Source organism: Streptomyces sp. NPDC046465 (assembly GCF_040646035.1).
GTDB lineage: Bacteria > Actinomycetota > Actinomycetes > Streptomycetales > Streptomycetaceae > Streptomyces.
Genome location: NZ_JBEYZK010000001.1, coordinates 1 through 24,718, shown reverse-complemented (window position 1 = coordinate 24,718; position 24,718 = coordinate 1). Strand labels below are relative to the sequence as shown.

Below are 24,718 nucleotides of genomic sequence, written 5' to 3'. Positions count from 1 at the left end.
GGGCCGCATGAACGACTGGTGGGCCGCATGAACGACTGGTGGTACCGGAACGTCGTCGAGCCGGGGAAGCTGCCGCTGCTGCTCGCGCTGCTCTCCTTCGTGGGCTCGTTTGTGGTCACCCGGACCATCACGCGGCTGATCCGGGCGGGCAAGGGGCCGTTCAGGAACATCAGCACCGGCGACGTGCACATCCACCACGTCGTGCCGGGGATCTTCCTGATGCTGGTCGGCGGGTTCTGGGCGGTGGCCGCGGGGCGGCACGGCGCGGGGCCGCTGTACGCCGCCGTCATCTTCGGGATCGGCGCGGGGCTCGTGCTCGACGAGTTCGCGCTGATCCTGCACCTCGACGACGTCTACTGGAGCGAGCAGGGCCGCAAGAGCGTCGAGGTCGTGATGCTCACGGCGGCCCTGGTGGTGCTCGTGCTCACCGGCTTCACGCCGTTCGGGGTGAACGACCTGACGCCCATGGAGCGCCACAACCGCGCCCTGTTCGCGCTGAACGTCGGCATCAACTGCGGCTTCTCCCTGGTCGCGCTCCTCAAGGGCAAGCTGCGGACCGCCCTGATCGGCATGGTGGTCCCGTTCGTCGCGCTGGTCGGCGCGATCCGGCTCGCCCGGCCGGGCTCGGCGTGGGCGCGGCGGTTCTACCGCAACCGGCACCGGGCACGCGCGCGTGCGGGGCTGCGCGCCTTCAGGCACGACCGGCGCTGGGCGGGCCCGCGCCGCAAGCTTCAGGACTGGATCGGCGGCTTCTCGCCGCCGTCCCGGTGACGCGGGGCCCGGACCACGCACAGCACGAGCACGACGACGATGGCGGCGATGTGCTCCTTGCCCGCGAGGTTGTTCTTGACGAGCACCTCGACGACCATCAGGGCGCTGACCAGGGCCGCGGTGAAGTACGCCCGGTAGCGCCAGCAGACGTAGACGGCGAGGGCGACGACGGCGGCCGAGGGGCCGGTGTCGACGACCTGTGCGTCGGAGGCGGGGAGCCCGAAGGGGTTGCCGGGGCCCAGTTCGATGCCCACGCGCGCGTAGAGCGTGCCCGCGAGCGTGGCCGCGTACCCGATGAGGAGCGCGCGCCAGCGGCCCAGGCAGATCTCCGCGATCCCGAAGACGAGCAGGATCTGCACGAGCGCGCCCCACACGGGCAGGTCGAGGGCGGGCACGAAGAGGGAGAGCGGGGTGCGCAGCAGGGAGAGCCAGAGCGGGTCCTCGGCGCGCACGCAGCCGACGTTCTGGATGAACTGATAGCCCCAGGGCTGGTTCTGCACGTACTGGCAGAGCGCGGTGAGACAGACCGCGGCCAGCGTCATGGGGACGGCCCGCCATCGTCGGGCGACGAGCGCCCTGCGCACGGTGGAGAAGAGTGGCCCCCACTCGGCGCGGGCGTAGCGGGCCGACGGTCTCATCGTCTGGACTCCAGGTGTTTACGGTGCAGCCACTTCGGCAGACCGGGCGCCTCGAGAAAGCCCTCCGCGCGGGCGGACGCGATGCCGATGCGCGGCAGGTCGACGCTCTTCTCGAAGAGGAGGAAGCGGGGCTCCCAGATCGGCCGGTACTTGGCGTTGGCCCGGTACAGGGACTCGATCTGCCACCACCGCGAGAAGAAGCTGAGCAGCGACCGCCACAGGCGCAGGACCGGCCCCGCGCCGAGCCGCGAGCCACGTTCGAAGACCGAGCGGAACATCGCGAAGTTCAGCGAGACCTGAGTGATCTTGATCTCGGGGGCGTGCTGCAGGAGTTCGATGACCATGAACTCCATCAGGCCGTTCCCGGAGTCGCGGTCACGCCGCATCAGGTCGAGGGAGAGGCCGTGCGGCCCCCACGGCACGAAGGAGAGCACCGCTCGCAACGCGCCGTCCCCGTCGGTGCATTCGAGCATCACGCACTGCCCGTCCGCCGGGTCCCCGAGCCGTCCGAGCGCCATCGAGAAGCCGCGTTCGGTCGCGCCGTCGCGCCAGTCGTCGGCGCGGCGGAGCAGCTCGGCCATCTCCTCCTGCGGGATGTCCTCGTGACGGCGGATGCGGACCGTGTACCCGGCGCGCTTCACGCGGTTGTACGCCTGCCGGACGGTGCGCATGGCCCGTCCTTCCAAGGTGAACTCGGAGATCTCCACGATCGCTTCGTCGCCCAGCTCAAGGGCGTCGAGGCCGTGCCGGGCGTAGATCGTGCCCGCCTCCTCGCTCGCGCCCATCACGGCCGGGATCCAGCCGTGCTCGCGGGCCTCGGCGAGCCAGGGGTCGATCGCGCCGGGCCAGGCCTCCGGGTCGCCGATGGGATCGCCGGAGGCCAGTGAGACACCGCCGATGACGCGGTAGGCGACGGCCGCCTTGCCGGTGGGCGACCAGACGACGCTCTTCTCGCGGCGCAGCGCGAAGTAGCCGAGCGAGTCGCGGTCGCCGTGCTGGTCGAGGAGGGCGCGCAGCCGCTCCTCGTCCTCCTCGGTGAGCGGGTCGACGGCGCGGCGGGAGCGGAAGGCGGCGTACAGGACGGCGCAGAGCAGCAGCGCGCTCAGGATGTTGACGGCGACGTTGACCCAGCCGGGTGTGGTGATGCCCTCGAAGCGCTTGTCGTCGGCGGCCAGCGAGACCAGCCGCATGGTGCCGTACCGCCAGCGGTCCAGGAAGGTCGAGCGGTAGTCGTCGTGGGCGGTGTTGGTGACGGTGACGAGCAGCGTGGCGAGCAGCGAGGCCACCAGGAGCCCGCCGACCGCGACGGCCGAGGCCAGCTTCGGGTTGGATCGGTCGCCCTTGGCGTAGAACTCCCGGCGCCCGACGACGAGGGCCGCGACGAACGCGGCGGTCAGTACGAGCGAGATCCAGTTCTGCGCGTACCCGCGCATCTCGGGGAAGACCATCGCGAAGGCGAAGAGCAGCAGGAAGAGCCCGCTCAGCACGGTGTTGAGGATCCATGCGGCGCGCTTGCGGCGCCGCATGGTGATCGCCAGGAAGAGCGTGAACGCCCCCGAGGCGAAGCCGGCGGTCAGCAGGTACGGAGTGAAGTAGTTCTCCGTGTTGTGCTGCCGCAGGTCCTGTCCGAGGGAGACCCAGACCGCGCTCAGGAAGTTGATGAACGTGACGGCCCGGAGATACCAGACGGCGAATCCGGCGGCACGGCGCTGTATGACGGTGTGTGTTTTCTGTCGTCCGGCGACGACCTGCTCATCTCCCATGAAAAGGGATCATATGGGCAACAGGGGTGGCCCTCCGCATTGCGGGCGGGCCGGGCGCCGGTGCCGGGTGCCGTTGACGGTGCGTCAATCGGCGCCCGAGCGCGGGGTACTTACTCGCTGGGCGGCACCGAAGACTCCGGCACCGAAGACTCCGGCTCCGCAGAGCCCGTCTCCGAAGCCTTGTCCTCCGAAGACTCCGCATCCGGCGCCGCAGGCTCCCGCTCCGGCAGCTCCGCCGACAGTGCCGCCGCCGCCCGTACCAACGGCAGCGCGAGGAGCCCCCCGGCGCCCTCGCCGACCTTCACGCCGTGCGAGAGCAGCGGGTCGAGGGCCATCCGGTCCAGGGCCTTGGCCTGCGCGGGCTCCCCGCTGTCGTGCCCCGCGAGCCACCAGTCCGGCGACCTGAAGGCGACCCGCTGGGCCACGAGCGCGGCCGCCGACGCCACGACGCCGTCGAGGATCACCGGCGTGCGCCGCACCGCGCACTGCAGCAGGAAGCCCGTCATCGCGGCCAGATCCGCGCCGCCCACCGCCGCGAGCAGCTCCAGCTGGTCGCCGAGCACGGGCCGGGCCCGCCGCAGCGCGTCCCGCACCGCCGCGCACTTGCGCATCCACGCCAGGTCGTCGATGGGCTCGCCGCCCCGCCCGGTCACGACGGACGCGTCGGTCCCGCACAACGCGGCGACCAGCGTCGCGGCGGCCGTCGTACCGCCCACGCTGACATCGCCGAGCACGACCAGATCGGTGCCGGAGTCGGCCTCCTCGTCCGCGACGGCCATGCCCGCGCGCACCGCCTGCTCCGCTTCCTCGGAGGTCAGCGCGTCCTCGATGTCGATGCGCCCCGAACCGCGCCGCACCCGGTGCCCCGCGACCTCGGCGGGCAGCTCCTCCAGGGCGCAGTCCAGCGCCATGTCGACGACCCGGACCGGCACGTCGAGGCGGCGCGCGAGAACGGCCGCCGGGCTCTCACCGGCGAGTACGGAGCGCACGAGAGCGGCGGCGCTCCCCGCGGGCCGCGCCGAGACACCGAGCTCGGAGACGCCGTGGTCGCCCGCGAACAGCACCACGCGCGGCCGCTCGACCGGCTGCACCGGCACCGCCGACTGGGCCGCCGAGAGCCACTCGCCGAGCTCGTCGAGGCGGCCGAGTGACCCGGGCGGCACCGTCTGCCGCTCCCTGCGTACCTCGGCGTCGCGGCGGACTCCGCCGTCGGGCCGCTCGATCAGGTCGGTGAAGTCGTCGAGATTCAGCGAGCTCATTCGTCGAACAGTACCGGGAGCGGTGCGGGTGTCGCTCGAACGGCCCTACGGGCCGAGCCGGGCACGCCATCGCCGCATGGCAGCACCGTCCACGAGGGAATGGTCCTTTACGTCTCGTTTGTCTCGGCTTCTTCCAGGAGTACGACCATGACCACGGATGCCGCAGCCCAGCAGGTCGCCGCCCGGCGCCCCGCCTACCTCGCCGAACTCGCCCAGGGCACCGAGCGGTTCCACGAGCCGCGCCGCACCGACTGCCCCTGGTGCGGCTCCGAGCGGCTGCGGGTGCGGCTGCGCACCACCGACCTGATCCAGCGCAAGCCGGGCAGCTTCACGGTCGTCCGGTGCGCGGACTGCGCCCACTCCTTCCAGAATCCGCGGCTGACCGCCGAGGGCCTGGACTTCTACCGCCGGGACGTCGGGGACGGGTTCGACGGCAGGGAACCGGTGACGCCGTTCGGCGCCGGATCCGGCACGAGACGCCGCCTCGCCGCCGCTCGCGCCCTCGCCGCCTTCGACGAGCCCGAGTGCTGGCTCGACGTCGACACCGGCGCCGCCCACTTCGCCGCGCTGGCCAAGCGGGTCCTGCCGTACACCTCCTTCGACGGGCTCGACCGGCGCGCGGGCGTCGAGAAGGGCGTGCGGTGCGGCCGTATCGAGGAAGGGCACCGCGGCTCCCTCACGGAACTCGCGGAGCGGCTCGCGGGCCGTTACGACGCGATGAGCATGTTCCACAGCCTGCCGCGCAGCCCGGACCCGCGCGCCGAGCTCAGGGCCGCGAGGACCGTACTGCGCCCCGGCGGACACCTGCTGATCGAGGCCCCCGACCCCGAGTGCCGCTACGCCGGGCTGCTCGGCAAGTGGTGGGCCTCGTACCACCAGCCGCGCCACCTGCACCTCCTGCCGCTCGCCAACCTGTGCGCGGAACTGGCGGACCTCGGCTTCACGGTCGTGGCCGTCGAACGCCGCGCGCCGCACGTCCCCGTCGACCTGAGCGCGGCGGTGGCGCTCTTCCTCAACAGCCGCATGCCGGGGCCCGACGTCCCGTGGCGCGCCAAGCCCGCGCCGCCGCTCCAGCTCAAGGCGCGCAGGGCCGCACGCACGGCGTCCGTGCCCCTGGTGGCGCTCGCCCGCGCCTTCGACACGGTCCTCGCACCGCTGCTCACCCGCACCGGCTTCGCCAACACCTACCGGGTCATCGCCCGAAGGGACACCCCGTAGGCACGCCCCGCAGGGACAGCGGGCAGTCAGCCGCGCAGCGTCAGCGCCTGTCCCGCCACAAGGAGCAGCACGTGCTCGCACTCGGCTGCGAACGCCGCGTTCAGGCGGCCGAGTTCGTCGCGGTAGCGGCGGCCCGACGCGGTCGCGGGGACGATTCCCGAGCCGACCTCGTTCGAGACGGCGACGACCGTGCGCCGGGTGGCGCGCACCGCGTCCGTGAGCTCGGTGACCCGCCCGCGCAGCTTCCGCTCCCCGCCGCCCGCCCACTCGGCGTCGTCCCACGCCAGCACCTCGTCCATGACGTGGGTCAGCCACAGCGAAAGGCAGTCGATGAGCAGCGGCGGCCCGTCCCGCACGAGCAGCGGCACCAGATCGCAGGTCTCGGCGGTCCGCCAGGAGCCGGGGCGCCGCTCGCGGTGCAGGCTCACCCGCCGGGCCCACTCCGTGTCGCCGCTCCTGGTCCCGCCGGTCGCCACGTACAGCACGTCGGGAAAGGCCTCCAGGCGCCGCTCGGCCTCCACCGACTTGCCCGAGCGGGCGCCGCCGAGGACGAAGGTGCGGCGCGGCACGTCCGGTACGTCCTCGTAGGCGCCGATCACGAGCGTCGAGCCGTCCGGCACGGCCCGCGCCCCCGCGGCGGCGAGCCGGCGCGTCAGCTCCCCGCCCGGCGGCGCCTCGTGGCCGATGTGCACCGCGATCACATCGGTGGTCGGCCCGACGGCCCCGGCCGCCCGCAGCCGGGCGAGCCCGTCGGGACGCCCGACCGCGTCGAGGACGACCATCTCGTACGGGACCTGACCGCTGGCGCCGTTGCCCTCGGCGAGCCCCGCGGGCGCCCCGCCCGGCGGCAGATACAGCAGCCGCTCCCCGCCGGGCCCCGTCACCTCGTACCCGGAGCCGGGCGCGTCAAGGGCCACCGTGCGCACCCGGTGACCGGTGAGCAGCGCCAGCTCGCGCCCGTCGGCGACCCGGCCGGGCTGCGGCAGGCCCGCGGGCACCTCGACTGCGGGCCCGTCGTGCGGATGCGAGAGGAGGACCTGGCGCACTCCGCTGAGCGAGTGCCCCGCGCGGGCGGCCGCGAAGGCCGCGCCGGGGGTGAGGTCGAGCAGCAGGACGCCGTCCACGAGGAGCGCGGTGGCGGCGCGCGCCGCAGCGCCGAGCGCGGTCGCGCAGGCCGCGCAGGGGCAGTCGGGCAGGGGCAGTCCGCCGGGGGCGCCGGTGCCGAGCAGAGTCAGTTCCACACGAAGATCCTCCCGCGTCGGGTCCCGCACCGCGCGTCCGGCTAGGCTCTAAGCGGATTCAGGCGGTTCACACACCGCTACGGAACCTTCGGGAGGCTGACATGGCGGCATGGACGTGGCGGTTCGAGAAGGCGGACGGGACAGAGGTCCAGCCCGCGGTTCAGCCCGAGGAGTTCACCACCCAGGGGGACGCCGAGTCCTGGGTCGGTGAGTACTGGAAGGAGCTGTCCGCGGGCGGCGCCGACCAGGTGAGCCTCTTCGAGGACGCGAACAAGATCTACGGGCCGATGAGCCTGCACGCGGACGAGGCGCGGGACACGGAGGACACGGAGGACGCGTCGGCGTAAGCCGTACGTGACGCGTCGCACGTGACGCGTCGCACGTGACGCGTCGCACGTCACGCGTCGCACGTCACGCGTCGCACAGTGCACAGCGCACGCCACGGGAGGCGGTGGCCGGATTCCGGCCGCCGCCTCCCGTACGTCACCGCGCCCCGCCGCCGGGGCCACGTTCCCTGCCGCTACATCTCGCCGAGTGTGACGTCCGCGGTCTTCTCCGCCCCGTCACGCACGTACGTGACCTGCTTCTTCTGGCCCGGTTCGGCCGCGGCGAGCGCCTCGGAGAGGGAGTTGATCGTGCTGATCGCGGTGCCGCCGAGCTTGGTGATGATGTCGCCGGACCGCAGGCCCGCCCCGGCCGCGGCGCCGCCCTTGCGGGTCTCGGCCACGGCCACCCCGGCGGGCCGGTAGTCGTCGTCGAGGACGGTGCGTCCCGTGATGCCGAGCGCGGCCCGGCCCGAGTCGGTGACCTTGCCGTCCTTGACGATCTGGTCGGCGACGGTCTTCACCATCGAGGACGGGATGGCGAAGCCGATGCCGGGCGCGGCGCTGTCGCCCATCTGCGGGTCGCTCGCGGCGAGCGTGGGGATGCCGATGACCTTCCCGTCGAGGTCGACGAGCGCGCCGCCGCTGTTGCCCGGGTTGATCGCGGCCGACGTCTGCACCATGTTGGCGATGGTCGCTCCGGTCCCGCCGCCGCTGCGGCCCTCGCTGACGGTCCGCCCGATGGCCGACACGATGCCCTGGGTGACGCTGGAGGAGAGGCCGAGCGGGGAGCCCATGGCCAGCACGATCTGTCCGACCTCGGCCTTGGTGGAGTCGCCGAACTCCGCGGCCTTCAGCCCGTTCGGCACGTCGCCCAGCTTGATGACGGCGAGGTCCTGCTCGGGGTAGGTCGCGACCAGCTCGGCGGTCAGGGGCTGCTCGCCGGTGGCGGTCGTCACCTTGAACCGCTTCTCCTTGCCCACGACATGGGCGTTGGTGACGATGTGCCCCTTGCCGTCGTAGACGACGCCGGAGCCGAGGCTGTCGCCGGCGTCGACCTGGACGACCGACGGGAGGACGTCCTTGATCACTCGCTGGTAGTCGTCCTGCAGATCACCGGCGGCGGCGGGTGCGGCCCGCGTGGTGGACCTGCCGGAGTCCCCGGAATCCGAGGAGGAGCAGCCGGCGGCGAGCGCGACGGCGGTGAGGGCGGCGGCGAGGGGGACGGAGACGGCACGGATACGAGAGGCAGTCATGCGCCGAGTGTGCTTTTTGTCCGTACCCGGCGCCCGTGGTGCGGGGTAAACGGGTGGGCGCCGGAGCGCTCAGTCCCGTACCCCGCAGAGGTGAAGCAGCGCGGCGACCCGCCGGTAGGGGTCGGTCCGTCCCGCCCGCTCCTCGGCGGCGAGCAGCGCCTGAAGCTCCCGCTCGGGCGGCAGCGCCGTGCCGTCCGCCACGGTGTCGGTGAAGACCCGCACCCCGTACCAGACCTGTAGTGGTGCCGCGATCCCCGCCAGCGCGGAGGTCAGCACGTCGAGCCGGTCCGCGCGGGCGTCGATCCCCAGGCGGTTGCGGTACGTGGCGGAGTCGAAGGCGGCGAGCGCCCCCGCCCAGTCCCCGGCGATGCCGGGCCGCATGGCGAGACCCTCCGCGTTGCGCACGAGCAGCGAGAGGAGCCCGCCGGGCGCCAGCATCCGGGCGAGCCCGGCGAGGAGCGCGTCGGGCTCCTCCACGTACATCAGGACGCCGTGGCAGAGCACCACGTCGAAGCTGCCGGGCAGGAAGTGCACCCCGGTCTGGTGCCCGTCGCCCTCGACGATCCGCACCCGGCCCCGGATGCCCTCGGGCTCGCCGGCGAGCGCCGTGCGCGCGGTGGCGATCATGACGGGGTCCTGCTCGACGCCCGTCACCTTGTGCCCGGCACGGGCGAGCCGCAGCGCCTGCGTGCCCTGGCCCATGCCGACGTCGAGTATCCGAAGCCGCTGCCCCACGGGGAAGCGGGCGACTATCTGCTCGTCGAGCTGGCGGGCCACCAGCTCCTGGCGGACGGCGTCGCGCAGGCCGCCCAGCTTCTCCAGCCAGGCGCCGGCGCCGCCGGTGAATCCGCTCAGGGCCGTTCTCCGCGCTTGACCTGCGGCTTGGGCAGCCGCAGCCGGCGCATCTGGAGCGTGCGCATCAGGGCGTACGCGACAGCGCCCTTCCGGTTCTCCGTCGGGAAGCGCTCGGCGAGCCGCTTCTTCAGGCGGAACGCGGTGACGACCGAGTCGACGATGATCAGCACGATCACGAAGAGCCAGAGCAGCAGCGCGATGTTCTGCAGCTGAGCCACGCGGACGATGCTCAGGACGAGGATGATCACCGCGAGCGGCAGGAAGTACTCGGCGATGCAGAAGCGCGAGTCCACGAAGTCGCGGGCGAACTTGCGCACGGGACCCTTGTCACGGGCGGGCAGGAACCGCTCGTCACCGCTGGCGAGCGCCTCGCGCTGCTTCGCCATCTGGGTGCGGCGCGCGTCGCGCTGGTGCTTGGCGGCCTCCTTGCGCGACGCGGGCTTGTTCGTCACGCTGCGGCGCTGCGACTGGGCCATGGCGCGCTTGGGGGTGGGGCGGCCCTTCGGGGCCTGCGGGTTACGGGGCTGCTTGGAGTCGGTCACCGGCGCCTGCGCGGCCGGGGCCTTCTCTTCCTTGGATCGGCTACGGAACACAAAATCCAAGGGTACGGGGTGTGGACGCATGGAGGTCGGCCGGGCGGGGAACGATCCGGCAACGCCGAGCGTCTTGATTTATGTGACTAAGGGGACGTAGCGGTCGGTATGAGGTGGCCGCGAAGGCCGCCGCCCCGGACGTCCTGAGGGTCGGTTCACAGGGGTGCACCTACTCCTTACGCCGGAGCGGTGCCGGAAGCAGTCGTCCTTGGGGATGAGCGCATCCGCCCGCGAACAGTGCGGTAATGGATGCAGGGCCCGTACTGTGGGTTCTGAGCAGTACCTGGAGCTGGAAGTCCGTCAGAAGGGGGCGCGCGAAGCCCATGAGCGGTGTCATGAAGCGTATGGGGATGATCTTCCGCGCGAAGGCGAACAAGGCCCTTGACCGGGCCGAGGACCCGCGCGAGACCCTCGATTACTCGTATCAGAAGCAGCTGGAACTCCTGCAGAAGGTCCGCCGGGGCGTCGCCGATGTGGCGACCTCCCGCAAGCGCCTCGAACTGCAGCTGACCCAGCTCCAGAAGCAGTCCTCGACCCTGGAGGACCAGGGCCGCAAGGCGCTCGCCCTCGGGCGCGAGGACCTGGCCCGCGAGGCCCTGTCCCGCCGCTCCGCGCTCCAGCAGCAGGTGACGGACCTGGAGACGCAGCACCAGACCCTCCAGGGCGAGGAGGAGAAGCTCACCCTTGCGGCGCAGCGACTTCAGGCCAAGGTCGACGCCTTCCGCACCAAGAAGGAGACGATCAAGGCGACGTACACCGCCGCCCAGGCCCAGACCCGGATCGGCGAGGCCTTCTCCGGCATCTCCGAGGAGATGGGCGACGTCGGCATGGCGATCCAGCGCGCCGAGGACAAGACCGCGCAGCTCCAGGCGCGGGCCGGCGCGATCGACGAACTGCTCGCCTCCGGTGCCCTCGACGACTCCTCCGGACTCGCCAAGGACGACATCCAGTCCGAGCTGGACCGGCTCTCCGGTGGTACAGATGTAGAGCTGGAACTGCAGCGCATGAAGGCGGAGCTCGCGGGAGGCTCCAGCAGCCAGCAGCAGGCGATCGAGGGTGGCAAGGGCCAGCCCCAGTCGCAGCAGCCGCAGGACACCCCGCGCTTCGACAAGCAGTAGCCCTACGTAGGTATCACGCGGATACCGCTCACGTCCGAGGAGGACGACATGATCGTACGGATCATGGGGGAGGGGCAGGTGAAGCTGGCCGACGGCCACTTCGCCGAGCTGAACAAGCTGGACGACGACCTGCTCGAGGAGATGGAGAGCGGCGACGAGTCCGGCTTCCGCCGCACGCTGAACGCGCTCCTGGACCGCGTCCGGGAGCTGGGCACCCCCCTCCCCGACGACGCCCTGGAACCCTCGGAACTGATCCTCCCCGCCCCGGACGCCTCCTTGGACGAGGTCCGCGACATGCTGAGCGACGACGGCCTGATCCCGGGCTGACCCAAACCCCAGCAGCCCCGCAGCCGACGGCGCAGTCAGAACCGAAACCCGATTCCGCTCAAGGCCCCCGGCCAGTCCCCGTAACGTTGAGAACGTGACCACTCTCGTGCGAGGCCGCGGCTGGGCCAGAACGCACCCGCTGGCGGTTGACGCCGTCCTCGCCACCGCCGTCCTCGTCTGCATGGTCGTGGGCTCCTTCGCCGAGCCCTACGGAGAGCACGGCCCCACCTGGGGCACCCGCACCCCCGACGCCCCCAGCCTGCTCCTGATGGCGCTCGGCGCCCTCGCCCTCGTCTTCCGCCGCCGCGCCCCCTGGTCCGTGCTCGCCGCGACCTGCGCCGCCTCCATCGTCGAGCTGCTGACCGGCGAGCCCCGCGCCCCCGTCGTGATGTGCGCGGTCATCGCGCTGTTCACCGTCGCCGCCACCACGGACCGCTCCACGACCTGGCGGATCGGCCTGGTCACGATGACGGGCCTCACGGGCGTGGCGATGCTCTCAGGCCCGCTGCCCTGGTACGCGCAGGAAAACCTCGGCATCTTCGCCTGGACCGGCATGGCCTCCGCCGCGGGCGACGCGGTGCGCAGCCGCCGCGCCTTCGTGGACGCCATAAGAGAGCGTGCCGAGCGGGCGGAACGCACCAGGGAGGAAGAGGCCCGGCGGCGCGTCGCCGAGGAGCGGCTGCGCATCGCCCGCGATCTGCACGACGTGGTCGCCCACCACATCGCCCTGGTCAACGTGCAGGCCGGGGTCGCGGCGCACGTCATGGACAAGCGGCCCGACCAGGCCAAGGAAGCCCTCTCGCACGTACGGGACGCCAGCCGCTCCGCGCTCAACGAACTCCGCGCCACCGTCGGCCTGTTGCGGCAGAGCGGCGACCCCGAGGCGCCCACCGAACCGGCCCCGGGCCTGCACCGGCTCGACGAGCTCGTCGAGACGTTCCGCAACGCGGGCCTGCCCGTGGAGGTGGCCCTCGGTCAGGTCGGCCTCGAGCTGGCCGCCGCCGTCGATCTCGCCGCGTTCCGGATCATCCAGGAGGCGCTGACCAATGTGCAGAAGCACGCGGGGCAGGAGGCCACGGCCGAGGTGAGCGTCGTGCGCGTGGGTCCGAACGTGGAGGTCACCGTCATCGACGACGGTCCGGGCCACGAAGAGGCCGACGGCGAACGGGACATCGACGGGCGGCACACCGGCGGCGGTCACGGCCTCCTCGGCATGCGGGAGCGCGTCACCGCCCTCGGCGGCAGCTGCACGGCGGGGCCCCGCTACGGAGGCGGGTTCCGCGTCCATGCGATCCTGCCCGTCACCACGGCAAAGGGAGGAACCGCGTGACGATCCGCGTACTGCTCGCCGACGACCAGGCGTTGCTGCGCAGCGCGTTCAGGGTGCTCGTCGACTCCGAGTCCGACATGGAGGTGGTCGGTGAGGCGTCCGACGGGGCGGAGGCGGTCAGGCTCGCCAAGTCGGAGCGCGCCGACGTGGTCCTGATGGACATCCGGATGCCGGGCACGGACGGCCTCGCCGCCACCCGCCTGATCAGCGCCGATCCCACCCTGACCCAGGTCCGCGTGGTGATGCTGACGACGTTCGAGGTCGACGAGTACGTGGTGCAGTCGCTCCGTGCGGGCGCCTCCGGGTTCCTCGGCAAGGGGGCGGAGCCCGACGAACTGCTCGGCGCCATCCGCATCGCGGCGGCAGGCGAGGCGCTGCTCTCCCCGGTCGCCACCAAGGGCCTGATCGCCAAGTTCCTCGCGCAGGGCGAGGGCATGGACGGCGACGCACCGGTGCGCGGCGAGCGGCTCGACGCACTGACGGGACGTGAGCGCGAGGTCCTCGTACAGGTCGCGGGCGGCCACTCGAACGACGAGATCGCCGAGCGTCTCGAAGTCAGCCCGCTCACCGTGAAGACGCATGTGAACCGCGCGATGGCGAAGCTCGGCGCACGCGACAGGGCCCAACTCGTCGTCATCGCGTACGAATCGGGTCTGGTACGTCCACGGGTGGAGTGACGCGGGAGGCCCCGAAGGAGCGCCCGCGAGAGCGGACGCCCCTTACGCGTGCGTCAGAACCGGGCTACGGCAGCGCCAGCATCCGCTCCAGCGCCAGCTTCGCGAACCGCTCCGTCTCGCGGTCGACCTCGATCCGGTTGACCAGCTTGCCCTCGGCCAGGGACTCCAGGGTCCAGACCAGGTGCGGCAGGTCGATCCGGTTCATGGTCGAGCAGAAGCAGACCGTCTTGTCGAGGAAGACGATCTCCTTGTCCTCGGCGGCGAAACGATTCGCCAGGCGGCGTACGAGGTTCAGCTCCGTGCCGATGGCCCACTTGGAACCGGCGGGCGCCGCCTCCAGGGTCTTGATGATGTGCTCCGTGGAGCCCACGTGGTCCGCCGCGGCGACGACCTCGTGCGTGCACTCCGGGTGCACCAGGACGTTCACACCGGGGATGCGCGCGCGCACGTCCGCCACGCTCTCCAGCGAGAAGCGTCCGTGCACCGAGCAGTGCCCGCGCCACAGGATCATCTTCGCGTCGCGCAGCTGCTCGGCGGTGAGACCGCCGTTCGGCTTGTGCGGGTTGTAGACCACGCAGTCGTCGAGCGAGAAGCCCATGTCGCGCACGGCGGTGTTCCGGCCCAGGTGCTGGTCGGGCAGGAAGAGGACCTTCGTCGAATCGGGCTCGCCCTGCTCGAAGGCCCACTCCAGGGCGCGCTTGGCGTTGGACGACGTACAGATCGTGCCGCCGTGCTTGCCCGTGAACGCCTTGATGTCGGCGGACGAGTTCATGTACGAGACGGGCACGACCTGCTCGGCTATCCCGGCCTCGGTCAGCACGTCCCAGCACTCGGCGACCTGGTCGGCGGTGGCCATGTCGGCCATCGAGCACCCGGCCGCGAGGTCGGGCAGGACGACCTTCTGGTCGTCCGTCGTCAGGATGTCCGCGGACTCGGCCATGAAGTGCACGCCGCAGAAGACGATGTACTCCGCGTCCGGCCGCGCGGCCGCGTCACGCGCCAGCTTGAAGGAGTCGCCGGTGACGTCCGCGAACTGGATGACCTCGTCGCGCTGGTAGTGGTGGCCGAGCACGAAGACCTTGTCGCCCAGCTTCTCCTTGGCGGCGCGGGCGCGCTCCACCAGGTCCGGGTCGGAAGGGGACGGCAGGTCGCCGGGGCACTCCACGCCGCGCTCGCTCCTCGGGTCGGCCTCGCGGCCGAGCAGCAGAAGGGCGAGGGGCGTGGGCTGGACATCGAGGTCCACGGGGGACTGGGCGGTGGTCACGAGACACGCACCCTTTCTTCGGGATTGACGAGCGCGGCGACGGCCGCTCCAGGAGCCGGTGCTTGGACCGGAGACCCTTTTCGTCTAATTGACGTTATCTATCATAACTGCTTCACGTCAGTTTGACGATGGCCATTGTGTCGATGTGACGCATTCGCGGTTCCCCGGACCGCTGTCCCACCCGGCGCCGTGTGCGAGCATGAAGGGGCAAGGACGAACACGCCCGGCCCGGAATGAATCCGCGGCCCCGCCGGTTGCAACCGTCGGCAAGCAGTCTCCGTACAACCCGGGAGAGAAGCAGATGTCCGTATCGGACGAGACCACCACCGTGAGCGACGGCATCCTCCTGTCGGACGCCGCCGCGGCCAAGGTGAAGGGCCTCCTTGAGCAGGAGGGCCGGGACGACCTGGCGCTGCGCGTCGCCGTTCAGCCCGGTGGCTGCTCGGGCCTGCGCTATCAGCTGTTCTTCGACGAGCGCGCGCTCGACGGCGACGTCATCAAGGACTTCGATGGCGTCAAGGTCGTCACCGACCGGATGAGCGCTCCCTACCTGGGCGGCGCCTCCATCGACTTCGTGGACACCATCGAGAAGCAGGGCTTCACGATCGACAACCCGAACGCCACCGGCTCCTGCGCCTGCGGCGACTCCTTCAGCTAAGCCTGTAGGCACAGACGTACGAAGGCGGCGGCCCCCCGAACTCTCGGGGGGCCGCCGCCTTCGTACGCGTGGACCGGTTCCGCGCTACTTCCGCCGTACCGTCTCGCCCGTGGCGTCCACGACCTTGCGGTCCCCGAGCGGCTTGTCGAGGGTGACCGTCCGCGAGAGCTTCTTGGCGACCGCGATGCAGAGCTTGCTCTTTTCCTGCGTCTCGGTGACCTCGACCGCCACGCGGCCGCCGCCCTCCGTGGCGGACGCCGCGTACTTGCTGCACACCCCGCCCCAGAAGTGCACGGTCAGCGACGTGCCGTCGGCGCTGTAGGACTCGACGCGGGCCGTGCTCCGGTCGTTTCCGTCGCCCTTGTCGGTGGGCTTCCCGGTGTGCGTGGGCGTGCCGGGGGCCGTCGGTGACGTCAGATACGCGGGGTCGACCGCCGGATGCGTCACCGTGAAGGGCTCCTGCGCGCCCTGCGGTTTCACATCGAACAGCCAGGACGGTACGAGGGCCTGCTTGCCGTCCACGAAGTGCGACGCGAGCCCGAACGTGGCGCCGCTGACGGCGACCGGCTGCGGCTTCGGCCGCGTGGACGACGGGTCGCAGGGCGCCTGCTCCGACCCGCTGCCGCCCTCGGACTCGGTGAAGTCGTCGGCGTGCGGCACCGGCGTCGCGCACCCGGCGATGCCGCCGCCTCCGAGCTCGCTGCCCGAACTGTTCAGCCGGTCCAGGGTCGCCCGCGCGCCGATCACCGGATACGTCGCTCCCTTGTCCGGAGCCTTCAACTTGCCGCTGCCGCCGACCACTTCGCCGTCCGAGCCGATCTGGACGCCGGTCGCCCAGCCGTACGTCGGCAGGCCGCCGATCCTCGGGTCGGCGTTCACCACCCGTACGGCGCCCATCAGCTGGCGGGCGTCCAGCTTGGCGTCGTCCTGGCCGAGCGCCTTCAGGACGGGGGCCGCGGCGTCCTTGGCGGCCTTCTCGCTCACCGCGTCGCCCAGCTCGCCGCCCGGCGCGGTGGACGTACTGGAACAGGGCTTGCTCTTGGGGCAGTTGTCGGTGCCGCCCGTGCCGTGCGCGGCATAGGTCCAGGTGCCGGGTGCCTGCTTGTCGACCTGGAGCAGGGGGCCGGAGCCGTCGTTGTGCGGGCCCACCCGCCAGGCGCCGTCCTGCGAGGTCGGCGTGCCGCTCACGCCGAGCGCCTCGGCAAGCTCGGTCACCTCGGCCCGGGTGACCTCACCGCGCGCGTGGTAGACGGCGGCCGACTTCGGGCCATCGGGCAGCTTGCCGGTCGCCTTGTACCTGGCGCCGTTCGGGTCGGGCTCGCCGGGCGCGATACCGCTCGTACCGCCGTCGCCGCCGACGCCCCCGTCACCGCTCTGCCGGTCGCCGGCCGGATAGCCGTCCAGGGCGAGCGGCGGCGGGGTGCCGCCCTCGCCCACGGGCGCCCCGTCGCCGCCGCCGTTGCCGCCACCGCCGGACGCGGTCGCCGCGAAGTACGCGCCACCGCCGCCGACCAGCAGCACGGTGGCCGCGACCGAGACGACGGCGAGGCGGGACCGCCGCCGCTGCGGCTCGGTCGCCTCAAGATCGGATCGCTCGGTGCTCACCGCATCGCTCCTTCGACTGACTGCTGTCCCTGACATCCCACAGGTGGGCTTCGTCGTATCCGGGTTCCCCTTTACGGGGGACGGCGATGGGACGCAGCAGGGGAGCGCACGGTTCCCTCAGGGCCTGTGCGCCGGGCTCAGTCCCCGTACTCGGACATGCCGTCGATCAGGCGCGCGGAGGCGGGCGGGACGCTGATTCCGTGGATCAGCGAGGGCGGTACGGGGGCGGTGGCCGCCACGGCGGGGACCACCCAGTGCGGCGCCATGCGGGCGCAGTCCCCGCGCAGCGACTCCATGCTCTCTGGAGCCTCGGTGGAGAACGCGGCACGGCGCTGCAGGACGACATCCTTCGGGATAACGGTCATAACGGCACCGTATGCATCAGGTCGCCTCCGAAAAAGCCCTACTATTGGGTAGTTTTGGCACTTCAGGGACGGTGCGTCGACCCGGTAGCGTGAACTGTCAATCCCGCCTCTCCTCCACAGGAGCATCCAGCCGTGCGTATTGCAGTCACCGGCTCCATCGCCACCGACCACCTGATGACCTTCCCCGGCCGCTTCGCCGACCAGCTGGTCGCCGATCAGTTGCACACGGTCTCCCTGTCCTTCCTCGTCGACGCCCTCGATGTCCGCAGGGGAGGCGTCGCCGCCAACATCACCTTCGGCATGGGCCAGCTCGGCACGAAGCCGATCCTCGTGGGGGCCGCGGGCTCCGACTTCGACGAGTACCGGGCCTGGCTCGACCGCCACGGCGTGGACACCGCATCGGTCCGGATCTCCGAGACCCTGCACACCGCGCGCTTCGTCTGCACCACGGACGCCGACCACAACCAGATCGGCTCCTTCTATACGGGCGCGATGAGCGAGGCCCGCCTCATCGAGCTGAAGACGGTGGCCGACCGCGTCGGCGGTCTCGACCTCGTCTCGATCGGCGCCGACGACCCCGAGGCGATGCTCCGGCACACCGAGGAGTGCCGTACCCGCGAGATCCCCTTCGCCGCCGACTTCTCGCAGCAGATCGCGCGCATGGAGGGCGACGAGATCCGCACGCTCCTCGACGGCGCCACGTACCTCTTCTCGAACGAGTACGAGAAGGGGCTCATCGAGTCCAAGACGGGCTGGACCGACGCCGAGATCCTCTCCCGGGTCGGCCACCGCGTGACCACGCTCGGCGCGCGCGGCGTGCGCATCGAGTCCGTCGGCAAGGACCCGATCGAGGTCGGCGTCCCGGAGGAGGAGGCGAAGGTCGAGCCGACCGGCGTCGGCGACGCGTTCCGCGCGGGCTTCCTCTCGGGCCTCGCCTGGGGCGTCTCCCACGAGCGCGCGGCGCAGGTCGGCTGCATGCTCGCCACCCTGGTCATCGAGACCGTCGGCACGCAGGAGTACGAGCTGCGCCGCAGCAACTTCATGGACCGCTTCACCAAGGCGTACGGCCACGAGGCCGCCGCCGAGGTCCAGCCGCACCTCGGCTAGCCGGTCACGAGCTCCGGCGGACCACGTAGGCGACACCCTGGTCCGCCGGCCGCTCACCCACGTACTCCTGCTGCCGGGTCCAGCACCAGGCGGGAATGTCCACCGCCGCCACCTCGTCGTCGGCGAGCACGGTGACGGTGCCGCCCACCCGTACCCGCCCGATCGCCCTGGCCAGTTCGATGACCGGCTGCGGGCAGGCCATCCCGAGCGCGTCGACGGTCACGGCCTCCTCCGCCCCGCTCCCGCCCGCCACCGGGGCCCCCAGCGTCTCGCGCACACCGCGCACCACGCCCGGCAGCACATCGAGGAAGCGCTCGACCTCCGCCGCCGCGGTACCGGACGGCAGCGAGATCCGTACGTTGCCCTCGCTCAGCACGCCCATCGCCTTGAGCACATGGCTGGGCGTCAGCGTCGAGCTGGTGCACGAGGACCCGGACGACACGGAGAAGTCCGCCCGGTCCAGCTCGTGCAGCAGAGTCTCCCCGTCGACATAGAGACACGAGAAGGTGACGAGGTGCGGAAGGCGCCGCACCGGATCGCCCACCACCTCCACGTCCGGCACGAGCGCCGGGACCCGCGCCCGGATCCGCTCCGTCAGCTCCCGCAGCCGCGCACCCTCCGCGGCGGCCTCGGCCCGCACCGCCCGCAGCGAGGCGGCCGCCGCCACGACCGCCGGAATGTTCTCGAACCCGGCGGCGCGCCCGGACTCCCGCTCGTCGGCGGGCCCTTGCGCGGCGAACCGCACCCCTTTGCGCACGGCGAGCAGCCCGACCCCGGCCGGACCACCCCACTTGTGGGCACTGGCGGTCAGCAGCGACCAGGCCCCGTCGACCGGACCCCAGGGCAGCGACTGGGCGGCGTCCACCAGGAGCGGCACCCCGGCGGCGCGGCAGACCTCGGCGACCTCGGCGACCGGCTGTTCCGTGCCGACCTCGTGGTTGGCGGACTGCAGACAGGCGAGCGCGGTGCCCTCGCGCAGCGCGGCGGCATACCCGTCCGGGGCCACCGCGCCCCCGCGGTCCACCGGCACTTCGGTCACCGTGCCGCCGCCGCGCTCGTGGTACTCGGCCGAATGGAGTACCGACGAATGTTCGACGGCCGACACGATCAGGTGGTCTCCGACGCGCCGACGCGCCGCGAGCGCACCCGCCATTCCGGCGTGCACGGCGCGAGTGCCGGACGTGGTGAAGACGAGCTCGTCCGGCCGGCAGCCCACCGCGTCGGCGGCCGCCTCGCGCGCGGCATCGAGCAGCAGCCGGGCCCGCCGCCCCTCCCGGTACAGCCGGGCGGGATCGGCCCACCCCTCGTCCAGGGAGGCCTGGAGGGCCTGCCGCGCGACGGGATGCAGCGGGGCGGAGGAAGCGACATCGAAATAGGACACGCCCCAACGCTAAGACGTCGGCGCACCGGGACACCCCGAGGGAGCGCCCCGAAGGGGCCGCTGCCCAGGGGCGCGGGGAACTGCGCGCCCGGCCACAGCGCACCCGCACCCGCGGACCAGCAGATTCCGCCGCCCCGGTGGGCGCTCCGAGCATCCGTCAGAAACCGGTCGACGGGCGGCCGTCCCACCCTTCGGAGTGACCCGCGGCGCGTTAGGCACCCTCCCCGCGCGACCCCAAATAGCGTCCAGTAGGGTTTGGTCCGCATAAACATCCAAACCCCTGCCCGACGCAGGGCGGCGACCTACCAGCGTGAAGGCCGCAGCCGATCGCGCGGGCGAGACTCTCGGGAAGGCGCTACGTGAGTCCCAACGGCTCCGACCGCTCGTCGCGGCGCCCGATGCGGCGGAAGCTGCCGCAGGTGCTGACTGCGGGCCTGATCCTTGCGACCGCCACCGGTTGCACATACAAGGATTTCCCCCGCCTTGGAATGCCCACCCCGGTAACGGAAGAGGCTCCGCGGATTCTCTCCCTCTGGCAGGGCTCGTGGGCGGCAGCGCTCGCCACGGGCGTCCTGGTCTGGGGTCTGATCCTGTGGAGCGTCATCTTCCACCGGCGCAGCCGCACCAAGGTGGAAGTACCGGCGCAGACGCGTTACAACATGCCCATCGAGGCGCTCTACACAGTGGTGCCCCTCATCATCGTGTCGGTGCTCTTCTACTTCACGGCACGTGATGAGTCGAAGCTCCTCAAGCTCGACGACAAGCCGGCCCACACCATCAACGTGGTCGGCTACCAGTGGAGCTGGGGCTTCAACTACGTCGAGAACGTTCCGGGCGCCGGCAAGGACAACGCCAAGACCTCCAAGGACCTGGAGGCCATCCCGGACAAGTTCCGCAAGGGCTTCCCGGCCAAGGCCAACGGTGTCTACGACGTCGGCACGCCCGGCGAGCGGAACCCCCAGAACGGCAACCCCGGCCCGACCCTCTGGCTCCCCAAGGGCGAGAAGGTCCGCTTCGTGCTCACCTCGCGTGACGTCATCCACTCCTTCTGGGTGGTGCCGTTCCTCATGAAGCAGGACGTCATCCCGGGCCACACCAACGCCTTTGAGGTGACTCCGAACAAGGAGGGCACCTTCATGGGCAAGTGTGCCGAGCTCTGCGGCGTCGACCACTCCCGGATGCTCTTCAACGTCAAGGTCGTCTCTCCCGAGCGCTACAAGCAGCACCTCGAGGACCTGGTGAAGAAGAACCAGACCGGTTACATCCCGGCCGGCATCGAGCAGACGCCCCACGAGAAGAACCGGGAGACGAACAACCTGTGAGCATCCTCAATGAACCCCAGGGTGCCTCGGCAGCAGAAGACTCGTACGAGAGCGAGCTGCCGGTCAGGCGCAAGCAGCCGGGAAACGTCGTCATCAAGTGGCTGACCACCACTGACCACAAGACGATCGGCACGATGTACCTGGTCACGTCGTTCGCGTTCTTCTGCATCGGTGGCGTGATGGCGCTCTTCATGCGCGCCGAACTCGCCCGCCCGGGTACGCAGATCATGTCGAACGAGCAGTTCAACCAGGCGTTCACGATGCACGGCACGATCATGCTGCTGATGTTCGCGACGCCGCTGTTCGCCGGTTTCGCGAACTGGATCATGCCGCTGCAGATCGGCGCGCCCGACGTGGCGTTCCCGCGGCTGAACATGTTCGCCTACTGGCTGTACCTGTTCGGCTCGCTCATCGCGGTCGGCGGCTTCCTCACCCCGCAGGGCGCGGCCGACTTCGGCTGGTTCGCCTACAGCCCGCTGTCGGACGCGGTCCGCTCGCCGGGCATCGGCGCGGACATGTGGATCATGGGTCTGGCCTTCTCCGGCTTCGGCACGATCCTGGGCTCGGTCAACTTCATCACCACGATCATCTGCATGCGCGCTCCGGGCATGACGATGTTCCGCATGCCGATCTTCGTGTGGAACGTGCTGCTCACCGCGGTCCTCGTGCTGCTTGCCTTCCCGGTCCTGGCCGCCGCGCTGTTCGCCCTGGAGGCGGACCGCAAATTCGGTGCGCATGTGTTCGACGCGGCCAACGGTGGCGCGCTCCTATGGCAACACCTCTTCTGGTTCTTCGGCCATCCAGAGGTGTACATCATCGCGCTACCATTCTTCGGAATCATTTCCGAAGTCATCCCGGTCTTCTCCCGCAAGCCGATGTTCGGCTACATGGGCCTGATCGGCGCGACGATCGCCATCGCGGGTCTGTCCGTGACGGTGTGGGCCCACCACATGTACGTCACCGGCGGCGTCCTACTGCCGTTCTTCTCCTTCATGACGTTCCTCATCGCCGTACCGACAGGCGTGAAGTTCTTCAACTGGATCGGCACGATGTGGAAGGGGTCTCTATCGTTCGAGACCCCGATGCTGTGGGCGGTCGGCTTCCTGATCACCTTCACCTTCGGTGGCCTGACGGGTGTCATCCTGGCCTCGCCGCCGATGGACTTCCACGTCTCGGACTCGTACTTCGTGGTGGCGCACTTCCACTACGTGGTGTTCGGCACCGTGGTCTTCGCGATGTTCTCCGGCTTCCACTTCTGGTGGCCGAAGTTCACCGGCAAGATGCTCGACGAGCGCCTCGGCAAGATCACCTTCTGGACGCTGTTCATCGGCTTCCACGGCACGTTCCTCGTCCAGCACTGGCTGGGTGCCGAGGGCATGCCGCGCCGTTACGCGGACTACCTCGCCGCGGACGGGTTCACGGCCCTGAACACGATCTCGACGATCTGCTCCTTCCTGCTCGGTCTGTCGATACTGCCGTTCTTCTACAACGTCTGGAAGACCGCCAAGTACGGCAAGAAGATCGAGGTCGACGACCCGTGGGGCTACGGCCGCTCGCTGGAGTGGGCGACCTCCTGCCCGCCGCCGCGGCACAACTTCCTCACGCTGCCGCGCATCCGCTCGGAATCGCCCGCGTTCGACCTGCACCACCCTGAGATCGCCGCTCTCGGCCAGATCGAGAACGACGGGCAGAAGGACGCCGCGCTCTTCGGCGGCGACAAGGAGGCCACGAAGTGAAGATCCAGGGCAAGATGTTCATCTGGCTGAGCGTCTTCGTCCTCGCCATGGCGATCGTCTATGGCGTGTGGTCGAAGGAGCCTGCCGGTACCACGGCGCTCTTCCTGGCCTTCGGCCTGTGCATCATGATCGGCTACTACCTGGCCTTCACGGCCCGGCGGGTCGACGCCTCCGCACAGGACAACCTGGAGGCCGACGTCGCGGACGAGGCCGGCGAGGTGGGCTTCTTCAGCCCGCACAGCTGGCAGCCGCTCTCCCTGGCCATCGGTGGCGCGCTCGCCTTCCTGGGCGTCGTCTTCGGCTGGTGGCTGCTGTACTTCTCGGCCCCGATCATCCTGATCGGCCTGTGGGGCTGGGTCTTCGAGTACTACCGGGGCGAGAACCAGACCCAGTGAGGCTGTAGTTCCCGCTCGACCCGTGGGGCCCCGGCGCGTTTGTTAAGTGTCCGGGCCCCACGGCGTGTCGGGGTTGACCCCCGGACGGGTCACTCACCGCGCCGGACAGGATGAACCTTCATACCGTGTGTTTATGAGCCACTCACCGCGAATCCGCACGGTACTGAGCTGCACGACGCTGGTGGCCGCCCTCGGGACAGGGGTCACGGCATGCGGCAGCTCCGACGGCCACCCGCTCTCGGCCAAGCCGTACGACGCGGCCGGCCAGATCGCCTTCAACGGCCCTGTGGGCAGCCAGAAGGCGGATCCGGACAAGCCTCTCGAGGTCACCGCTCAGGGCGACGACGGGCGCATCACCGATGTGACGGCCACCGACGCGGCAGGGCGGTACGTGGCGGGCGAACTCTCGGCCGACGGCGACCGGTGGCACAGCACCACACCGCTCGCGGCGGACGCGCACTACACGGTCCGGGTGAGCACCGAGGACGAGGACGGGGCGCCCGGCCGCAAGCTCCTTGCCTTCGACACCAACGTCCCGGACAACAAGAAGCGGCTGAAGGTCACTTTCGGCCCCGAGGAAGGCAAGTACGGCGTCGGACAGCCCGTCACGGCGTCGCTCAGCGCCCCGGTGAAGGGCAAGGAGGCCAGGGCCGTCGTCGAACGCGCGCTCAAGGTCCGCTCGACGCCCGCCACAGAGGGCGCCTGGTACTGGGTGGACAGCGAGACGCTGCACTACCGCCCCAAGGAGTACTGGCCCGCGGGATCGGCCGTCTCCGTCTCCAGCAACCTGCGGGGCCTGAAGGTCAACGACAAGCTGTGGGGCGCCGAGACCAAGCCGCTCAAGTTCACCATCGGCGACCGGGTCGAGGCCGTGACGGACGCCGGCTCGCACCACATGACGGTCTACCGCAACGGCGAGGAGATCAACTCCATGCCGGTGACCACGGGCAAGCCCGGCTACTCCACGCGCAACGGCGTCAAGGTGGTGCTCGGCAAGGAGTACTCCGTACGCATGACCAGTGCCAGCATCGGCTCCTCGGACTTCTACGACAAGCAGGTGTACTACGCCACACGCGTCACCGATTCCGGTGAGTACGTGCACGCCGCGCCCTGGTCGGTGGGTTCGCAGGGATACGCCAACACCAGCCACGGCTGCACCGGCATGAGCACCGGGGACGCCGCCTGGTTCTACGAGACCGTCCGGCAGGGCGACCTGGTGAGGGTCGTCAACAGCTACGGCGAGGACATGCCCACGTTCGGCAACGGCCTCGGCGACTGGAACATGAGCTGGAAGACGTGGCGCAAGGGCAGCGCGCTGCTCACCGGGGCCAAGGAGGGCCCCTCGGTGGCCGACGCGGCCCGACTGCGGCCGCAGGTCTAGCGGCCCGGCGGAGAGACCGGCAGAGAGGCCTTCAGAGGCTCGCGGACGAACGGAGGGGCCCACGCCGCGGCGGGGGGCCCCAACGAGGGGTGGGGGGGGTGGGGGTGGGCAGCACCGCCGGGAATCGGAGCAGCA

The 24,718-nt window shown here is 70.8% G+C and carries 24 protein-coding genes; 13 read left to right on the top strand and 11 right to left on the bottom strand.

The features are described 5' to 3' along the window. Positions 1-27 precede the first annotated feature (27 nt). Complete coding sequence (locus ABZ953_RS00120; protein ID WP_361714110.1) at positions 28-771, top strand: hypothetical protein; 744 nt, start codon at positions 28-30, stop codon at positions 769-771. Here the strand turns inward: ABZ953_RS00120 and ABZ953_RS00115 are convergent. The 3 genes from ABZ953_RS00115 to cobT all read right to left on the bottom strand — a co-directional run bounded on the left by ABZ953_RS00115 (position 732) and on the right by cobT (position 4,431). After that, positions 732-1,409, bottom strand: coding sequence for a hypothetical protein (locus tag ABZ953_RS00115; RefSeq protein WP_361714107.1), 678 nt, complete (start codon positions 1,407-1,409; stop codon positions 732-734). The two genes, ABZ953_RS00120 and ABZ953_RS00115, sit on opposite strands and share 40 nt — an antisense overlap. Further along, a complete protein-coding gene (locus ABZ953_RS00110; protein ID WP_361714105.1) occupies positions 1,406-3,172 on the bottom strand; it encodes a phosphatidylglycerol lysyltransferase domain-containing protein in 1,767 nt (588 codons plus the stop codon). Before ABZ953_RS00110 ends, ABZ953_RS00115 begins: the two co-directional genes overlap by 4 nt. Positions 3,173-3,282: 110 nt before the next feature. Then, a complete protein-coding gene (gene cobT / locus ABZ953_RS00105) occupies positions 3,283-4,431 on the bottom strand; it encodes a nicotinate-nucleotide--dimethylbenzimidazole phosphoribosyltransferase (protein ID WP_361714102.1) in 1,149 nt (382 codons plus the stop codon). A 147-nt stretch (positions 4,432-4,578) separates the two neighbouring features. On the opposite strand from cobT, the gene ABZ953_RS00100 reads away from it, so the two are divergent. Further along, complete coding sequence (locus ABZ953_RS00100) at positions 4,579-5,649, top strand: class I SAM-dependent methyltransferase (RefSeq protein ID WP_361714099.1); 1,071 nt, start codon at positions 4,579-4,581, stop codon at positions 5,647-5,649. Positions 5,650-5,675: 26 nt separating this feature from the next. Here the strand turns inward: ABZ953_RS00100 and ABZ953_RS00095 are convergent, their stop codons facing one another. Next, positions 5,676-6,890 (bottom strand): bifunctional adenosylcobinamide kinase/adenosylcobinamide-phosphate guanylyltransferase, encoded by a 1,215-nt coding sequence (locus ABZ953_RS00095; protein WP_361714096.1) that lies wholly within the window; start codon positions 6,888-6,890, stop codon positions 5,676-5,678. Between the two features lie 101 nt (positions 6,891-6,991). Here ABZ953_RS00095 and ABZ953_RS00090 point away from each other — a divergent pair, with 101 nt between their 5' ends. After that, positions 6,992-7,237, top strand: coding sequence for a hypothetical protein (locus ABZ953_RS00090; RefSeq protein ID WP_361714093.1), 246 nt, complete (start codon positions 6,992-6,994; stop codon positions 7,235-7,237). 173 nt (positions 7,238-7,410) lie between these two features. On the opposite strand, the gene ABZ953_RS00085 is transcribed toward ABZ953_RS00090, so the two are convergent. The 3 genes from ABZ953_RS00085 to ABZ953_RS00075 form a co-directional block, all read right to left on the bottom strand. Then, a complete protein-coding gene (locus ABZ953_RS00085) occupies positions 7,411-8,469 on the bottom strand; it encodes a trypsin-like peptidase domain-containing protein (RefSeq protein ID WP_361714091.1) in 1,059 nt (352 codons plus the stop codon). 69 nt (positions 8,470-8,538) lie between these two features. Continuing rightward, positions 8,539-9,246 carry a methyltransferase domain-containing protein gene (locus tag ABZ953_RS00080; protein ID WP_361714088.1) on the bottom strand — a complete coding sequence of 236 codons (708 nt, stop codon included), beginning with the start codon at positions 9,244-9,246 and terminating at the stop codon, positions 8,539-8,541. A gap of 74 nt (positions 9,247-9,320) precedes the next feature. Next, entirely contained in the window at positions 9,321-9,947 is a 627-nt protein-coding gene (locus ABZ953_RS00075) for a DUF3043 domain-containing protein (RefSeq protein ID WP_361714085.1), read from the bottom strand. Between the two features lie 293 nt (positions 9,948-10,240). Between ABZ953_RS00075 and ABZ953_RS00070 the strand changes: the two genes are divergently transcribed. The 4 genes from ABZ953_RS00070 (at position 10,241) to ABZ953_RS00055 (ending at position 13,369) form a co-directional block, all read left to right on the top strand. Then, positions 10,241-11,035: a PspA/IM30 family protein gene (locus ABZ953_RS00070; protein WP_361714082.1), complete on the top strand. Its 795-nt coding sequence runs from the start codon at positions 10,241-10,243 to the stop codon at positions 11,033-11,035. A 48-nt stretch (positions 11,036-11,083) separates the two neighbouring features. After that, a complete protein-coding gene (locus ABZ953_RS00065) occupies positions 11,084-11,362 on the top strand; it encodes a hypothetical protein (RefSeq protein WP_361714079.1) in 279 nt (92 codons plus the stop codon). A gap of 94 nt (positions 11,363-11,456) precedes the next feature. Continuing rightward, complete coding sequence (locus ABZ953_RS00060) at positions 11,457-12,692, top strand: histidine kinase (protein WP_361714076.1); 1,236 nt, start codon at positions 11,457-11,459, stop codon at positions 12,690-12,692. After that, a complete protein-coding gene (locus ABZ953_RS00055) occupies positions 12,689-13,369 on the top strand; it encodes a response regulator transcription factor (RefSeq protein ID WP_361714073.1) in 681 nt (226 codons plus the stop codon). The genes ABZ953_RS00060 and ABZ953_RS00055 overlap by 4 nt, the downstream gene beginning before the upstream one ends. A gap of 64 nt (positions 13,370-13,433) precedes the next feature. Here the strand turns inward: ABZ953_RS00055 and nadA are convergent, their stop codons facing one another. Next, complete coding sequence (gene nadA, locus ABZ953_RS00050) at positions 13,434-14,633, bottom strand: quinolinate synthase NadA (protein WP_361714070.1); 1,200 nt, start codon at positions 14,631-14,633, stop codon at positions 13,434-13,436. A gap of 301 nt (positions 14,634-14,934) precedes the next feature. Here nadA and ABZ953_RS00045 point away from each other — a divergent pair, with 301 nt between their 5' ends. Then, a complete protein-coding gene (locus ABZ953_RS00045; RefSeq protein WP_361714067.1) occupies positions 14,935-15,291 on the top strand; it encodes an iron-sulfur cluster assembly accessory protein in 357 nt (118 codons plus the stop codon). Between the two features lie 84 nt (positions 15,292-15,375). Here the strand turns inward: ABZ953_RS00045 and ABZ953_RS00040 are convergent, their stop codons facing one another. Further along, positions 15,376-16,896 (bottom strand): hypothetical protein, encoded by a 1,521-nt coding sequence (locus ABZ953_RS00040; protein WP_361714064.1) that lies wholly within the window; start codon positions 16,894-16,896, stop codon positions 15,376-15,378. A 137-nt stretch (positions 16,897-17,033) separates the two neighbouring features. Beyond that, on the bottom strand, positions 17,034-17,261 hold the full coding sequence (locus ABZ953_RS00035) for a hypothetical protein (protein WP_361715703.1): 228 nt from the start codon (positions 17,259-17,261) through the stop codon (positions 17,034-17,036). A 132-nt stretch (positions 17,262-17,393) separates the two neighbouring features. On the opposite strand from ABZ953_RS00035, the gene ABZ953_RS00030 reads away from it, so the two are divergent. Continuing rightward, positions 17,394-18,368 (top strand): carbohydrate kinase family protein, encoded by a 975-nt coding sequence (locus ABZ953_RS00030; RefSeq protein WP_361714061.1) that lies wholly within the window; start codon positions 17,394-17,396, stop codon positions 18,366-18,368. A gap of 4 nt (positions 18,369-18,372) precedes the next feature. Here ABZ953_RS00030 and ABZ953_RS00025 read toward each other — a convergent pair whose 3' ends face one another. Continuing rightward, positions 18,373-19,749, bottom strand: a complete 1,377-nt coding sequence (locus ABZ953_RS00025; RefSeq protein ID WP_361714058.1) for an aminotransferase class V-fold PLP-dependent enzyme — start codon at positions 19,747-19,749, stop codon at positions 18,373-18,375. Positions 19,750-20,108: 359 nt separating this feature from the next. Here ABZ953_RS00025 and coxB point away from each other — a divergent pair, with 359 nt between their 5' ends. The 4 genes from coxB (at position 20,109) to ABZ953_RS00005 (ending at position 24,583) form a co-directional block, all read left to right on the top strand. After that, positions 20,109-21,071, top strand: coding sequence for a cytochrome c oxidase subunit II (coxB, locus tag ABZ953_RS00020; protein ID WP_361714055.1), 963 nt, complete (start codon positions 20,109-20,111; stop codon positions 21,069-21,071). After that, on the top strand, positions 21,068-22,807 hold the full coding sequence (ctaD, locus tag ABZ953_RS00015; RefSeq protein ID WP_361714052.1) for a cytochrome c oxidase subunit I: 1,740 nt from the start codon (positions 21,068-21,070) through the stop codon (positions 22,805-22,807). Before coxB ends, ctaD begins: the two co-directional genes overlap by 4 nt. After that, a complete protein-coding gene (locus ABZ953_RS00010; RefSeq protein ID WP_361714049.1) occupies positions 22,804-23,202 on the top strand; it encodes a cytochrome c oxidase subunit 4 in 399 nt (132 codons plus the stop codon). The genes ctaD and ABZ953_RS00010 overlap by 4 nt, the downstream gene beginning before the upstream one ends. Before the next feature lie 133 nt (positions 23,203-23,335). After that, the gene (locus ABZ953_RS00005) at positions 23,336-24,583 is read left to right on the top strand and encodes an Ig-like domain-containing protein (protein ID WP_361714046.1); all 1,248 of its coding nucleotides are present in this window, start codon (positions 23,336-23,338) and stop codon (positions 24,581-24,583) included. The last annotated feature ends 135 nt before the right edge of the window (positions 24,584-24,718 follow it).